The organism is Microcystis aeruginosa LEGE 91341 (assembly GCF_015206885.1).
In the GTDB taxonomy this organism is placed as follows: domain Bacteria; phylum Cyanobacteriota; class Cyanobacteriia; order Cyanobacteriales; family Microcystaceae; genus Microcystis; species Microcystis aeruginosa_H.
In genome coordinates, this window is sequence record NZ_JADEXY010000034.1 from 19,517 (window position 1) to 34,363 (window position 14,847).

Annotated in this window: 10 protein-coding genes and 1 pseudogene; 7 read left to right on the forward strand and 4 right to left on the reverse strand. The window is 40.9% G+C overall.

The window, feature by feature from the left end; translation table 11 throughout:
• Nucleotides 1-2 precede the first annotated feature (2 nt).
• Nucleotides 3-6,503, reverse strand: a complete 6,501-nt coding sequence (locus IQ234_RS07275) for a non-ribosomal peptide synthetase (protein WP_193956604.1) — start codon at nt 6,501-6,503, stop codon at nt 3-5.
• 64 nt (nt 6,504-6,567) lie between these two features.
• Nucleotides 6,568-6,792, reverse strand: a complete 225-nt coding sequence (locus IQ234_RS07280) for a hypothetical protein (RefSeq protein WP_193956605.1) — start codon at nt 6,790-6,792, stop codon at nt 6,568-6,570.
• 105 nt (nt 6,793-6,897) lie between these two features.
• Between IQ234_RS07280 and IQ234_RS07285 the strand changes: the two genes are divergently transcribed.
• The 6 genes and pseudogenes from IQ234_RS07285 (at nt 6,898) to IQ234_RS07305 (ending at nt 11,589) form a co-directional block, all read left to right on the forward strand.
• Nucleotides 6,898-7,098: a hypothetical protein gene (locus IQ234_RS07285; protein ID WP_193956606.1), complete on the forward strand. Its 201-nt coding sequence runs from the start codon at nt 6,898-6,900 to the stop codon at nt 7,096-7,098.
• Nucleotides 7,099-7,191: 93 nt separating this feature from the next.
• Nucleotides 7,192-7,356, forward strand: coding sequence for a type II toxin-antitoxin system RelE family toxin (locus IQ234_RS07290; protein WP_265578466.1), 165 nt, complete (start codon nt 7,192-7,194; stop codon nt 7,354-7,356).
• Between the two features lie 284 nt (nt 7,357-7,640).
• Nucleotides 7,641-8,819 carry a 2-isopropylmalate synthase gene (locus IQ234_RS07295; RefSeq protein ID WP_193956607.1) on the forward strand — a complete coding sequence of 393 codons (1,179 nt, stop codon included), beginning with the start codon at nt 7,641-7,643 and terminating at the stop codon, nt 8,817-8,819.
• The gene (locus IQ234_RS07300) at nt 8,803-9,867 is read left to right on the forward strand and encodes an isocitrate/isopropylmalate dehydrogenase family protein (protein WP_193956608.1); all 1,065 of its coding nucleotides are present in this window, start codon (nt 8,803-8,805) and stop codon (nt 9,865-9,867) included. Before IQ234_RS07295 ends, IQ234_RS07300 begins: the two co-directional genes overlap by 17 nt.
• A gap of 159 nt (nt 9,868-10,026) precedes the next feature.
• Nucleotides 10,027-10,179, forward strand: a pseudogene (locus IQ234_RS21555) (3-isopropylmalate dehydratase); the annotation flags it as partial.
• 132 nt (nt 10,180-10,311) lie between these two features.
• The gene (locus IQ234_RS07305; RefSeq protein WP_265578467.1) at nt 10,312-11,589 is read left to right on the forward strand and encodes a 3-isopropylmalate dehydratase large subunit; all 1,278 of its coding nucleotides are present in this window, start codon (nt 10,312-10,314) and stop codon (nt 11,587-11,589) included.
• 46 nt (nt 11,590-11,635) lie between these two features.
• Here the strand turns inward: IQ234_RS07305 and IQ234_RS07310 are convergent, their stop codons facing one another.
• Together IQ234_RS07310 and IQ234_RS07315 are read right to left on the reverse strand one after the other, a co-directional pair.
• A complete protein-coding gene (locus IQ234_RS07310) occupies nt 11,636-11,962 on the reverse strand; it encodes a hypothetical protein (RefSeq protein ID WP_193956611.1) in 327 nt (108 codons plus the stop codon).
• 695 nt (nt 11,963-12,657) lie between these two features.
• Entirely contained in the window at nt 12,658-13,398 is a 741-nt protein-coding gene (locus tag IQ234_RS07315) for a response regulator transcription factor (protein WP_110579697.1), read from the reverse strand.
• Nucleotides 13,399-13,908: 510 nt separating this feature from the next.
• Here IQ234_RS07315 and IQ234_RS07320 point away from each other — a divergent pair.
• The gene (locus IQ234_RS07320) at nt 13,909-14,628 is read left to right on the forward strand and encodes a heme oxygenase (biliverdin-producing) (RefSeq protein ID WP_193956610.1); all 720 of its coding nucleotides are present in this window, start codon (nt 13,909-13,911) and stop codon (nt 14,626-14,628) included.
• Nucleotides 14,629-14,847 lie beyond the last annotated feature (219 nt).

Genomic DNA, 14,847 nt, shown 5'->3' on the forward strand with positions numbered 1-14,847 from the left:
ACCTACCTCGTTTTACCTTTCTTTTGATTGATTTTTGACAGGAATTTATCTAGCTGTTCTTGGCTAACTTGAGCGGCAGAAAAGTCTGATGGTGTATAACTTTTATCCTTGGATGACTGACAGTGAATAATTAGGCTTTTTAAGACGCTCATAAATCCATTTGCCAATTTTTCAATGGTCTCTCGTTGATGAACTTGCTCACTATAAACAAATTGCATTTCTAATTTTTGAGAACGAATTAATCCACTAATTTCTAGCAAATGACTGCGGTTTCCCACAAGACTTCGTTCCGTTTTCCATTCTTTGACTTCTCCTAAAACCCCTGATGCGGATAGTACCTGATCAAATTGACCTAAATAATTGAAACTAACTTGTGCTTTCATCAAGTCCTCAAATTCTTTTTTAACCTCTTCATCTTTAGACAAATACTTTAAAACACCATAACCAATACCACGATTGGGTAAACGACGCAGTTGCTCTTTAACTGATTTTAAGTTTTCTGGAAGTTGTCCCGTTTTACTCCCTTCTAGTCGCACAGGAAATAAGGTAGTAAACCAACCAACAGTACGAGACAAATCTATTACTTCAAATAAATCTTCCCGCCCATGGCCTTCTAAGTCAACAATTAAAGATTTTTCTCCTGTCCATTGGCTAAAACTTTCCAGTAAAGCAGTTAACAAGACATCGTTAATTTGGGTATTATAAACACCAGGAACATCTTGCAATAATCCACGGGTTTCTTCTTCATTCAAAGATAGGTTAATCACTTTAGCAGAGCTTAACTGATTGCTCTCTTTTGTCCAAGGATAATCAATGGGTAGGGAAACAATCTCTTCTGTTAATTTGGATACCCAATAATCCTTTTCTTGTTTTAAGTTTTCAGATTGACTATAGCTGACCAACTGGTTAGACCAATCTTGAAATGAAGTGGTTTTTAGCGGTAATTTAATTTCTTGACCTTGACTAATTTGTTGATAGGCTGTAGCTAAATCTTCAAGTAAAATGCGCCAAGAAATTCCATCTATCGCTAAGTGATGAATGACGATGAGTAATTGACTGGGTTGTTCATTTCCTAAGTTAAAGAAAACAACTTTGACAAGATATCCTGTGGCTAAGTTTAGACTCCTTTGAGTTTCTTCATCTTTGGCTATAATTGCTGTTTTTTGCGCGTTTGGAGACAGTTGTGATAAATCAATTACCTCCAAAGGTATTGCCTCTTTTGTGGTATCACTAATTTGAGTTAAATTTTCATCTTCTTGAAGATAATGCAACCGCAAAGCATCATGATGATTCAATAATGCTTGTATAACTTGCTTTAATAGTTCTGGGTTTACTGTTGCTGGAACTTCAATTAATGCTGATTGATTAAAGTAATTAATATCAGGTAAATCTTGCTCAAATAACCAATGTTGAATGGGGGTTAAAGGGATAATTCCTGTGACTAATTCTTGATTAGCTTTTACTTGCTTATCCATTCCGACAACGGTAGCTAATTCGGCAATGGTTTGATACTGAAAAAGCTGCTTAGGACTTAACTTTAATCCCATTTGATTCGCCTTGGAAATCATCTGGATACTAATAATCGAATCTCCTCCCAGTTCAAAGAAGTTATCATGGATACTAACTCTTTCCAGTCTTAAAACCTCAGCCCAAATTGCTGTTAAACGTTCTTCTATATGATTTTTAGGCGCAGTAAATTCACTGACTAACGAGTAAGTCGTTTCTGGAATAGGTAAGGCACGATGGTCAACTTTGCCATTATGAGTGACGGGAATTTCTTCTAGGAAAACGAAAGCAGAGGGAACCATATAAGGCGGTAATTTCTGCTTAAGATAATGGCGGATTTCTTCGATTTTATTTTGATGTTTATTTCCTACGATATAAGCAACTAATCGCTTAATACCCGGACTATCCTCTCTGGCAATTACGACTGATTGTTTGATGGATGAATATTGATCTAAAACTGTTTCAATTTCAGTCAATTCAATGCGAAAACCCCGAATCTTGACTTGAGAGTCAATGCGACCTAAAAATTCCAAATTACCGTTGAATTTATAGCGAACTAAATCCCCTGTCTTATAGAGTTTTTCCCCTGTTTTAAAAGGGTTATCTATAAATTTTTCGACCGTTAATTCTGGTTGGTTTAAATAACCCCTTGCTATCCCTAAACCCCCGATATGAAGTTCTCCAGGTACGCCAATAGGCATCGATTGTAGGTATTGATCTAAGATGTAAACTTGGACGTTATCAATGGGTTTTCCGATGGGAATTTCTGGTTGATTAATAGGGCTTTCTTCTAGATAGTGTAGGGTAGAAACAACGGTAGATTCTGTGGGGCCATAACTATTAACCAGTTGGGGATATTGTCCCACATATTCCTGCCACATTTTTACCCTTTCTGGTAGCACTCGCTCACCCCCTAAAATTACCAGTCTCAAAGATGGCGGTAATCGGAGATTTTCTTGAATAATTTCACTGACTAATAAATGCCAGTAAGCGGTGGGTAAATCCCAAATTGTTACTGCTTTTTTCTGAGATTCTTGTATAAATTCTGAGACAGATTTCATCATTTCTTCTGTTCTCAGAACCAAGGTTCCTCCACAACTTAAACAGGGATAAATTTCTTCTGCTGCCGCATCAAAATTAATAGAAGCGAATTGTAAGACGGTATCTTGTGCGGTTATTTCATATTTTTTGATCGCACTTTGGGTAAAGTTAATCAAAGATTGATGCTCAATTAATACCCCTTTTGGTTGTCCCGTAGATCCTGATGTATAGATAACATAAGCAAGATTTTTTTCATTTAATAAAAGTTCAGGATTCTCGCTACTTTCTTGAGCAATAATGTCTTTTTGCCCATCTAAACAAACCCATTGAAGTGCCTGTTGAGTTTTTAAATTTGCCCATTTTTCTAAAGTAACCACAATAGAAACTTGAGCATCATTAACCATATATGCCAGTCTGTCTTCTGGATAGGTGGGATCTAGGGGTAAATAGGCTCCTCCTGCTTTGAGTATTCCTAATAGTCCAATGAACATTTCTAAGGAACGTTCTAGAAAAATACCTACTAAGTCGTCAGGTTTGACTCCTAACGTTTTGAGATAATGAGCAAGTTGGTTTGCCCGTTCGTTTAATTGTTGATAGCTGAGGTATTTATCCTCAAATATAACAGCGATCGCATCTGGTGTTTTCTTCACCTGTTCTTCAAAAAGTTGATGGATTCCGTTAACTTTCGGATACTCAGCTTGAGTGTTATTCCATTCCACTAATAACTGATGTTTCTGTTGCTCTGTTAACAGGGAATATTGAGATAGTTTTTGATTGGGATTAGCTAAAATACCTTGTAATAGGGTTTGATAATCTTCGACCATTCTGTTGATAGTAGATTCCTCGAAGAGTCCCGTATTATATTCCCAAACCATCGTAATTCCTTCGGTTTCAATTCCCTTTGTTTCCGAAGTCGAATTACGTCCAACTCGTTGCTCAGAACGAGGAATGACCACAATATCTAAGTCAAATTTTGCCGAATTATTAGCAAGGGCATCATTCGGTTTAATGCTCAATCCAGGCAAATTCAAATCAGGCAACTGAGCATCATGGAAACTAAACATCACCTGAAATAAAGGGTTATAACTCAAATGACGAACGGGTTTTAACACTTCGACGACTTTATCAAAAGGTAAGTCCTCATTGGCATAACCTTCCAGGGTAACTTGACGTACTTGCTCTAACAATTGTTTAAAAGTGGGATTTCCCGAAACATCAGTACGAAGCACGATATTATTAACAATCATGCCAATAAGTCCCTCTGTCTCTCGCAACCGTCGGTTAGCCACTCCAGAACCCACACAGATGTCTTCTTGGCCTGTATAGCGATAAATTTGCGCGACAAAGACTGCAAACATACTCATAAAGAGCGTTACCCCCTCTTGGCGGCTTAGGCTTCTCAGAGGTTGACAAACATCTAAAGGAAGATCTACTCGTACTCTTGCTCCCCCATAGGTTTGCTCAGTTGGCCGAGGACGATCATAGGGTAATTCCAATAGAGGAGGAATACCCGCTAATTTTTGATGCCAATAGTTGAGTTGGGCTGTTGCTTCCTCTGTTTTCGTCCATTCTCGTTGCCAATGGGCAAAATCCACAAACTGCAAGGAAGGTTCACTTAATGGAGAAGGTTTTCCTTGAGAAAAGGCTTGATAAAGGGTGACTAATTCCTTTAAAAATAAATTAAATGACCAGCCATCATGTACCATGTGATGTTCCACATGAATTAACACCCATTCTTGTTCATTTAATTTTAACAATGTCCAATGTATTAACGGTAATTGACTAATATCAAAGGGTTTTTGGATTGCCTGCTCAGTCAGTTTTTGAACCTCTTCTTCCTGTTTATTTTGGGGAATATTTTGTAAGTCAATAATGGGTATTGTAACGGGTTCGGGTGGATGAATGACTTGTACCAGTTTCCCCGCTACAGAGGGAAATGTGGTGCGGAATATTTCATGACGACGTAAAATTTCACTGATACTTTTTTCTAAAATAGATACATCTAAAAAGCCTTTAATGCGTAAACTTTCTTGAAATTGATAGGCGGTGATCGAGGGGGCTAATTGTTCAATAAAATAAACCCTTTCTTGAGCGAAAGAAACAGGCAAATAACCGTCCCGTGAAATAGGTTTGATTGTTTTAAAGCTAGTTGTTTTTTTATCTTGCTGTTGCTCTGTAATTGTTTGACTTAAATCCCCAATTGTGGGATTCTCCAACAATTTTTTAAAGGAAACTTCAATCTCAAAAATATCGCGTATTCGAGATAAAATTTGTGTGGCAATTAGGGAATGTCCCCCCAAATGAAAAAAGTTGTCATTGACCCCAATTTTTTCTAATCCAAATACTTGATGCCAAATTTTTGCTAATTTTTCTTCTTGGTGATTACGAGGGGCAATAAAGGGAGTTTGACGCTCGTTCCCGTCATAATCTGGTACGGGTAAAGCTTTACGATCAATTTTTCTATTGGGACTAAGGGGCAACTCCTTTAATACAACAAAAGTCGCAGGAATCATATAGCCAGGAAGCTTATCTTTTAGAAATTGTTGCAGAGTTACGGTTAGATTTTCCTCGGTTGAATGGGGAACGAGATAAGCAACTAATCTTTTATTTCCCAGAGTATCTTCTCGATCAATCACAACGGTCTGAGCTACTTGATGATGTTGCAGTAAAACGGTTTCAATTTCCCCTAATTCAACCCTGAAACCGTTGATTTTAACTTGATGATCGATTCTTCCTAAATACTCTAAATTACCGTCGGCTAAATATCTGCCTAAATCTCCTGTTTTATATAATCTTTCTGAGGGGCTAAAGGGAGCTTGAATAAATTTTTGAGCAGTTAATTCTGGGCGGTTTAAATAGCCCCTGGCAACCGCAGTACCCCCGATATAAATTTCTCCTGGTGTTTCAGGAGGAACGGTTTTTAAGGTTTCATCTAAAACATAAATTGAAATATTTTCTCCTGAACTCTTTCCAATGGGAATTTCTGTCCCGTTGCGTTGACTTTCTGTTAATTGTGATAGACGACAAACGCTTACCGCAATTGTCCCTTCCGTAGGTCCATAACCATTAATTAATTCAGGAAAATTGCCTACATTTTTAAACCACATTCTCACCAATTCTGGTTGAACTCTTTCTCCGCCGATAATGACTAATCGCAAGCTATCTGGTAATGCTATTTTACTCTTAACTAATTCATTAACTAATAAATGCCAGTAAGCGGTGGGTAAGTCCCAAACAGTTATTTGCCAATCTTGGGATTTTTGAACAAATGAAGGAATAGAACTGATCATTTCTTCAGTTCGTAAGATTAAGGTAGCACCAGAACAAAGAGTAACATAGATTTCCTCTGCGGCCATATCAAAACTGATAGAGGCAAATTGAAGAATGCGATCGCTTTTGGTTATCTGATATTGATTGATCGCTAGTTTAGTGAAGTTTACCAAGGATTGGTGTTCAATCATCACCCCCTTGGGTTTTCCCGTTGATCCCGATGTGTAGATGACATAGGCTAAATTCTCAGGATTTACAGTATTAACCAGATTTTCCTGACTATGACTGGCAATTTTTGTCCACTGACTATCTAAACAAACTACCTCTCCTTTATAGTCGGAAATTAAGTTGGACCATTGCGCTTGCGTGACCAGCACGGATATTTGAGCATCCTGCACCATGTAGGTCAATCTTTCTCTGGGATAGGTTGGATCTAGCGGCACATAGGCCCCCCCCGCCTTGAGAATAGCCAATAAGCCGATAATCATCTCTAGGGAACGATCAACACAAAGTCCCACCAATGTTTCGGACTTAACCCCCATTGTTCGCAAATAATGGGCTAGTTGATTCGCTTTAGTATTTAATTCTTTATATGTCAACTGCCCTTGTTCTGACAGGACAGCCACTGCTTCGGGTGTGCGTTCAACTTGGATTTCAAATAATTGGTGAGTGCATTGATTGAACATGGGAAAAATACCTAGAGAAGTCAGTAGCTAGAAGTCCTAGTCTTGAACAATAACATGAAGATCGCTAAATTACAAGGCGATCGCTTAAAAATCCGTTATACTTTACCGTCTTTTTGGTGAGAATATCGCTCTCTAACGTCAGAAATTCGACAAACTGCCCGAAAAGCTGCTCGTTTATCTTGAATGTCGGCTGAAGACCCCCGCCGTATTTTTCTAAAAAAGCATAGCATAAAATCGGCTGGGGATGAAAGCCGACCAATAAATAACCGATGGGACAGTATGACCTCACAAAAAATTCTTGACAGTTAGCAGATATTTTACTATAATCAAGGCCAAGATAAACGGTAAAAATCTGAGATTAATAATCATTGTTAATTAAAAAAAAGTTAAAAACATGATTAAACTAGAGCAATTACAACTTCAGTATTTGGTTAATGAAAAAGGGGAAAAAACGGCTGTTGTGATGCCTCTACAGGAATTTGAGGATTTACTGGAAGATTTGGAAGATTTGGCGATTATTGCCCAAAGAAATCAAGATTCAACTATTAGCCATGAACAATTTATTGAGCAATTAAAACAAGATGGAATCTTATAAAATTGAATAGAAAAGTTCTGCTCAAAAAGAATTAAGAAAACTAGATAAAACGGTTATTCCTCTATTCCTCGTTTGATTGAAGCGGTAGCAGCATTGGCTAATAATCCTTATCCTGTGGGTTGTCGTAAGATTGTTGGTAGTGAATCTAGTTATAGGGTTAGAGTGGGGAATTATCGGATTATCTATCAAGTTCAAAATCAGGAGTTAATTATTGAAATTATTAGGGTAGGACATCGCCAAAGTATCTATAATCAATGAAAAAAATAGAAATAAAAAAATTACTTGATTTGGTGGGGAATATATACAGAATGTGGTTTACTAGGAGATGGTAGTTTTTCTTGATCAGAATTTAGTACATAAATTGGTACTTAAAACGCTTATCATGATGCCTCCTTTTGATTTTGCAAGCCTCTCTATCTCACATCAGTCGTACTCTTATCAACCTCAATTGTCAACATTCCACATTTGCAGTAAGATCAATGCTGTAAGTCATTCGATTTATCGGCAGGAATTTGTGGCAATTTTCATGAATTAGAGGAAAAATGGAAACTCTTCCTATTAAAATTTCAGATACGACCTTACGAGATGGGGAACAACAAGCTGGATTGTTTTTTCCCCATGAAATGAAACAGGAATTTGCTCATTTAATTGCCCAAACAGGGGTGTCTGAGATCGAAATAATGCCTTGTGTTTGTGATGACGAAACAAAATTAGTCAAAGCTTTAGTAGCACAAGGATTAACGCATCAAATTATTGCTGCCACCCCGCTCAAAAAGGACTTCGTAGATATGGCTAAAGACTGTGATCTTGGTCAGATCGTACTTTTTAAAGGGCTTTCTGATCGCTTACTCTTTCTACGCGATCGGGAAATCTCTCAGATGAAAGAGTTTCAAGGAAAGACCATTGATGATCCCATTCCTGACCACATTATTAACCGAATCCGTCAAAATGCCATTGATGAAATTGTTAACCATTTACGCTATGCAACCCAAGAAGCAGGATTAAGGGTAAAATTTGCGATCGAGGATGCCTCAAGGGCCGATTTTGACTTTTTGGTTGAGTGCTTGCGTACCTTCAGTCCTTATGTTGAACACTGTTACCTCTGTGATACTGTTGGGGTTCTGACTCCCGAAAAAAGTTATATTTGGGTTAACGATCTCTTGCAAAGTACCACAGGGGCCAATCTGGGGGTACACTACCATAATGATTTAGGTTTAGCTTTAGAAAATACCCTACAATCAGTGATGGCAGGAGCGACCCTAGTTTCGGGAACCTTTGGCGGCATTGGTGAGCGTTCTGGGAATGTTGCCATTGAACAGGTATTAAACGGCTTAAAAGTTCGCTTTGGCATTGAAGTCGAAGGCATTAACTATGAGGCGATCGCCCCAGTTCTGGATTATATGGAACAAAAAAGCATTCGTCCTGCCGCTCCTTACTCCCAACAAGCACAACGCCATGAATCTGGCATTCATGTTAAGTCTTTGTTAAGCGACCCTAAAAGTTATGCCGTGTTGCCCCACAACACAATTGAGATTCTCTTTGGCAAATGGAGTGGTGCCAGCAATTTCCGTTATCTATTTGAAAAAGAACTCAATCATCCCCAACCCAACGAACAATATGAGAAAATGCGCTCTGTGATCAAAACCTTGGCTGTAGAACAAGAACGATATTTTACCGCCGAGGAGGTGGTGGAGTTATGGAAAAATGGCATCTTTGAATAAATCATCCTATCGTATCGTTGCCATCCCAGGAGAAGGCATTGGCCCTGAAGTCGTCGAAGCGTCCTTAACCATTCTGCGCCAAGTTGCCCAACTTGAGGGATTTGCCTTAACTATAGACTATGGCTTGCTCGGTGGCATGGCCCTAGAAAAATTAGGTAGTACTTTTCCCCCAGAAACTAGCCAACAGTGTGAAGGGTCGGATGGCATTGTTTTTGGGGCAGTGAGTCAAGGGGGACTTCTAGAACTCCGGAAGCACTTCGACTTTTTTATTAATCTGCGACCCATTCGCAGTTGCCCAAGTCTGTTGCATACATCCAGTCTGCGACCGGAGAAAGTGCAAGCTCTTGATATTTTAATCGTTCGAGAACTGGTCAGTGGCATCTATTTTGGCGCGGCGGGGCGGGGTACGGATGAAAAGGGGGCCTACGGATATCACACTATGTGCTATTACGATCAAGAAATTCGTCGTATTGCCAAGGTAGCCCTCCAAAAAGCTCAGGAACGTCGAGGTTTACTTACCGTTGCCCACAAAGAAAATGCCCTACCTCAGATTCCTTGGACTCGATTGGTACAAGAGGAAGCTACCAATTTTTCTGATGTGGTGGTGTCCCCAATGCTCGTTGATAACTTGGCCATGCAACTGGTTCTCAATCCCCAACAATTTGATGTGATTTTGGCGGGGAATATGTTTGGGGACATTCTCAGTGATATTGGTGGAGCGTTGGTGGGTTCCATTGGATTATTGGGATCAGCCAGTCTCAATGACCAGGGTTTGGGGATGTATGAAGCCATTCATGGAACTGCCCCAGATATTGCTGGCAAGGGTATTGCCAACCCTTTGGGTACTCTAGCGGGTTGTGTTTTGATGCTACAACAATGGGGAGAAATCAAAGCAGCCCAACGGATTCTTAATGCCCAGGAGCGAATCTTAAGCAAAGGATACCGCACTGCCGATTTGTTCCCTCAAAACCACGAAACTTTGGTCAATACGGCTACCCTTGTTGACCTATTCCTTGAAGAAATTTCCCTTGAACAACCTACTGAATGAGGAGTTTAATCCATGACTGATGCTAACAAAATCCTGACCCTGGGAAATGATATTAATACTGACGATATTATTCCCGCTAAAAGGGGGACGAACGATGATCCAGACCACTTAAAACAATATGCTTTAGAACACATCATTGGCGTGGGAGAACTACTCAAGTATGATCAGATCGAAGCAGGGGATAATTTTGGCTGTGGATCAAGTCGGGAAATTGCCCCCATTGCCCTCAAAGCGGCTGGAATTAAAAAGGTTAAAGCGCGATCGTTCGCCGAAATTTTCTATCGCAATAGTATTAATATTGGACTACCCTTGGAAATTATTGGGGAAACGGAACGCAACCCTGTGGTAGAAGCGATCGCCAACGAGGGCGGCTTAATGGCCTTTAATCAAAAGCGTCGTCAAGGAAAGGTTAAAATTCCGCCTAGTATTACCCCTGCTCGTCCCATGACCAGAGTAGAAAAGATGTTAGCAAAAGCTTCGGGCAATGATTATGTCAAACCGGGGGAAGGGGTGTTTGCCAAGATTGATCTGGCTTTATCCCATGACGCGGTGGCTAGTTCGGTCGCGAAGGTATTTTATGACAATTATGGGAAAACTGCCCAATTATGGGATCCACAACGGGTGGTATTAGTCGCTGATCACTTTATCCAAATTAATGACATTCGCCTTGATAACAAGGCCCCCGTCATGTACGAGCAGATGGTCAAATTTGCCCAAGCTCAAGGCTGTCATCTGTTTGATGTCGTGTCTCCAGGGGAAGCGGCGGGTATCTGTCATGTGTTGCTCCCAGAACAGGGATTTATTCGCCCCGGAATGATCATTGCAGGAACGGACTCCCATACCTGTACCTATGGAGCTTTAGGAGCCTTTTCCACAGGGGTGGGAACCACAGATATGGCCAATATTTTTGCCATGGGGGATATGTGGATACGAGTCCCACCCACTTTGGTGTTTGAGTTATCGGGAACCCTTCCTCCTCAGATTAGTGCTAAGGATATTATCTTATTTATTCTGGGCAAATTGGGCTGTGGGGGAGCCACCAGCAAAGTCATGGAATTTCGTGGCTCGATCATTGAACAATTGCCCTTAGATGAACGCCTGACCTTGGCTAATATGGCCATTGAATGTGGTGCCATGTGTGGTTTAATTGCGGCGGATGAAGTGACAAACGATTATGTTACCAGTCGCACACCAATCGGGTTTGAAGACGCAATCGCTGACCCCGATGCCGAGTATGAGGCTATTTATCAATTTGATCTGAGCCATTTGGAACCCCAGGTTGCCCGTCCCCCTAAACCAGATCAGGTGGTTAACATTACTCAATTAGAAGATGTTCCTATCACCAAAGCTTTCATCGGCTCTTGTACCGGCGGAAAACTCTACGATCTCGCTCAAGCGGCGGCGGTATTAAAAGATCGTCAGGTTGCCCAGGGGGTAGATTTATTCGTGGTGCCAGCTTCGATGGAAGTCCGTCAAAAAGCTGAAGAATTGGGCTATCTTGCCATTTTTGAGAAATCTGGAGCGCAAATCCTCAAATCTGGTTGTGGGGCTTGTATTAACTCAGGAAAGGGAGTGTTAGATAAGGAAGAAACAGGAATCTATGCCACCAATCGTAATTTTAAAGGACGCAGTGGCGACCCTACCGCTAAAAACTATTTGGCTTCCCCTAGAACAGTCGCAATTTCGGCTGTCAAGGGAAAAATTACTGCCAATCTTGATTAATACTTTTCTGTTGATTGTTACCTATGACTATCGCTCTTCTGGAACTCTAGGCAGAAGAGAAATAGGAATTGCGTGGCAAAACATTCTCTAAAAGAGAATTTATTAATTTATTAAGCAGGGAAAATAACCGACAGAACAAGCCAATTATTTGAGGACTAAAAACAACGACTAACCAAGGTTTTAAGAGATTGAAATAACATAAAGGTTGAACAAATAATCGTAGATTATTTAAGATATTTTTCCACCCCTTACCTTGATTCCACCAAGAATGTTTTTTAATTTTTTCCTTAGCTGGGTTAGCCAAATCTAAATTAGCTTCTTTCGATTCACTTAGTTTTTCTGACTGTAGGCTTACCATTAAGTAAGCACTCATGACTATTTCCCACCATCTTTCAATTCGGCTATAGTCAGTTATACCAAATCTGGTTATTAAAGACTGATTATTTATTCCTCCTGGTTCTTCCGAACTTACACTGTAGAAAATTCCCCAAGCTCCCTCTTTGTCCAGCAATGCTCTAAAGTTGATAAATATCAATCTAACAAAAACTCAAAGCCCTAGTATACAAGCTTTACAAGCATGAGTTGTTGATAGTTTTGCATGACAGGTTCGGTAGAGCCTTCCTCCTTTTGCCTCTTGCCTCTTGCATGAGTGCCTGTCCTGATATGTAGCCTATACTCAACGGATTTAGTATTACTCGAAAGTCTGCCCAACCCAATTCATTTTTACTAGGAAAACGCTGGGAGAGTGAACCAGAAAAAGGGAAACTAGATAGCAACTGATATTCTAGTAGTCTCGGTTCAGACCTAATCGTGTAAGACGTGAGTAAGGGAAACCAGAAAACGCAGTGATGAGCTTCGAGAATCCTCACGCTTTTAGGCTGGGGAGTGTCAATCCTGCGATTGTCCTGACTTGCTGGGGGTGTTTTCCCCTCGTTATCGTCAGGGACAAAAAGGGGCCTCAGCCATAGCCATCAAAACCCAACCGCCGGTCAAACCTTCTCAATCTGAAGAGGAGGAGGAACGGGGAAACAATTGTCCCTATTGTCTATCTAGACAATTGCTCCCTGTTTAAACCGTTGCCACCGATGAATCAAGCACCACCTGTTCATTGGTGGGTAACTCCAGACAATAACCCGCACCGTAAACGGTTTTAATATAGCGAGGATGACGGGGATCGGGTTCTAGTTTCGTTCTCAGATGGCGAATGTGAACGCGAATAGTCTCGATATCATCATCGGGATCATATCCCCAGACTTCCTTGAGAATATCACTGGGGGAAACGGTTTGACCGTGACGTTGGAGAAGACAGTGGAGTAACTCGAATTCTAGATGGGTTAACTTGACCACACCTTCAAACCAGACCGCCTCAAAACGTTCGGGAACCAGGGTTAAAGGTCCAAAACTGAGTATTTCTGAGTGTTTAGCTGCTTGGGGAATGCGATCGGTTCGTCTCAGGAGAGCGCGCACCCTAGCTAACATTTCCTCCACCTCGAAAGGTTTGGTCAGGTAATCATCGGCACCGGCGTTAAAACCTTCCACTTTATCTTGGGTTTGTCCTAAGGCTGTGAGCATCAAAATCGGGATGTCGGCCGTGCGTTCATCTCGTCGCAAACGCTGACAGACGGTAAAACCATCGACTTTGGGCAACATTAAATCCAGCATGATTAAATCGGGTTGTAACTGGACGGCCAAGGCCTGGCCTTTAATCCCGTCCTCTGCGGGGTTAACGTCATAACCCGCCATCTCCAAGTTGATGGAGACTAATTCCGCGATTGCAGGATCATCATCGATTACAAGTATTCGGGGCATTACCAGAGTGTTATGACTAAGGGTTTGGGTAGGGGGTTGCTAAATGTGTTCTCGCTGACATCGCAACTATGGCTTTGTCTCTCAAGGGCTTGAGTTTAGCACAACATAAAGAATCCTGTACTGATTATAAGCATGATTGCTAAATTCGGTTTTAATTTGTGAAATTTTGCTGATCTAAGTCTCCTGAATGTTAAGAATTAATAAGAAGTGTGAAGAATGTTGCTCGATAATCGATATTAGTGCTAAATCCTAGCCTCTCTCTCCCCAAGATGACCTAGGCAGCAGTTTTTCACTAATCTTTACAATTTCGCCATCTGGCTCAATACCAGTTTCAACTGGCGGTCAAGTCCTTCTAGAGCTAACTTTTCCCCCTAAGCTCCCCCGGTGGCACTGTAAAAATTCTTAATAAAATTAGCGATCGATTCAGTTTAATCTACCCAAATAGGCGGTTTTAGTAAGCATCTGTAACGAACCCGATCCATTCTACTCATCCAAACAGGTGATCATAATATGAGCGTTAATTTATCAACTCAACTGCGAGAAGGCACGAAAAAATCTCACACCATGGCAGAAAACGTCGGTTTTGTCAAGTGTTTTCTCAAAGGTGTGGTGGAAAAAACTTCCTATCGCAAACTGGTGGCTAACCTCTACTTCGTCTATTCGGCCATGGAAGAGGAGATGGAAAAACTTCGTAGTCATCCCGTCGTTTCTAAAATCTGTTTTCCCGAACTCAATCGCAAAAATGCGCTGGAACAGGATTTATATTTTTATTATGGTTCCAATTGGCGCAACGAGATCGCTTTATCTCCCGCAGGTCAGGCCTACGTTGACCGGATTCGGGAAATCGCCACAACAGAACCCGAATTATTAGTCGCCCATTCCTATACCCGTTATCTCGGCGATCTGTCTGGGGGGCAAATCTTGAAAAAAATCGCCGAAAAAGCGATGAATCTGGAAACTGGTGGCACAGCTTTCTATGATTTCAAAGATATTCCCGACGAAAAAGCCTATAAAAACCACTATCGTCAAACCCTCGACGAGTTACCAGTAGATCAAGCCATGGCCGATCGCATTGTCACCGAAGCTAACGCCGCTTTTGGCATGAACATGAGAATGTTCCAAGAGTTGGAAGGTAATCTGATCAAAGCGATCGGAATTATGCTCTTTAATACTCTCACCCGTCGTCGCAGCACCGGCAGCACCGAAAGTGGATTGGCCACCGCCGAATAGTAGTCAAGAAAACCTAAAAAAAACGGAAATTCTAGAATTAGGGTAATGGTCAGCCATGATTATTATCTTAATTTCGGAGTTATCCGTTATATTTTTGCTTTTTATTCGGTCGTCAGGATTCAGGAGTCAGGGTGATAGGGTTTTGGGGTGATAGGGATTTAGGGGTTTAGGGAAATTTCAGCCAAATGCTCCACTACCCCACACCCCACTTCCCACTAC

Excerpts from the sequence above, each read along its gene's own strand:
- IQ234_RS07315 (WP_110579697.1), bottom strand. The coding sequence starts at position 13,398 with ATGCCCCGAATACTTGTAATCGATGATGATCCTGCAATCGCGGAATTA.
- IQ234_RS07320 (WP_193956610.1), top strand. The coding sequence starts at position 13,909 with ATGAGCGTTAATTTATCAACTCAACTGCGAGAAGGCACGAAAAAATCT.
- IQ234_RS07300 (WP_193956608.1), top strand. The coding sequence starts at position 8,803 with ATGGCATCTTTGAATAAATCATCCTATCGTATCGTTGCCATCCCAGGA.
- IQ234_RS07285 (WP_193956606.1), top strand. The coding sequence starts at position 6,898 with ATGATTAAACTAGAGCAATTACAACTTCAGTATTTGGTTAATGAAAAA.
- IQ234_RS07295 (WP_193956607.1), top strand. The coding sequence starts at position 7,641 with ATGGAAACTCTTCCTATTAAAATTTCAGATACGACCTTACGAGATGGG.
- IQ234_RS07305 (WP_265578467.1), top strand. The coding sequence starts at position 10,312 with ATGACCAGAGTAGAAAAGATGTTAGCAAAAGCTTCGGGCAATGATTAT.
- IQ234_RS07275 (WP_193956604.1), bottom strand. The coding sequence starts at position 6,503 with ATGTTCAATCAATGCACTCACCAATTATTTGAAATCCAAGTTGAACGC.
- IQ234_RS07310 (WP_193956611.1), bottom strand. The coding sequence starts at position 11,962 with ATGAGTGCTTACTTAATGGTAAGCCTACAGTCAGAAAAACTAAGTGAA.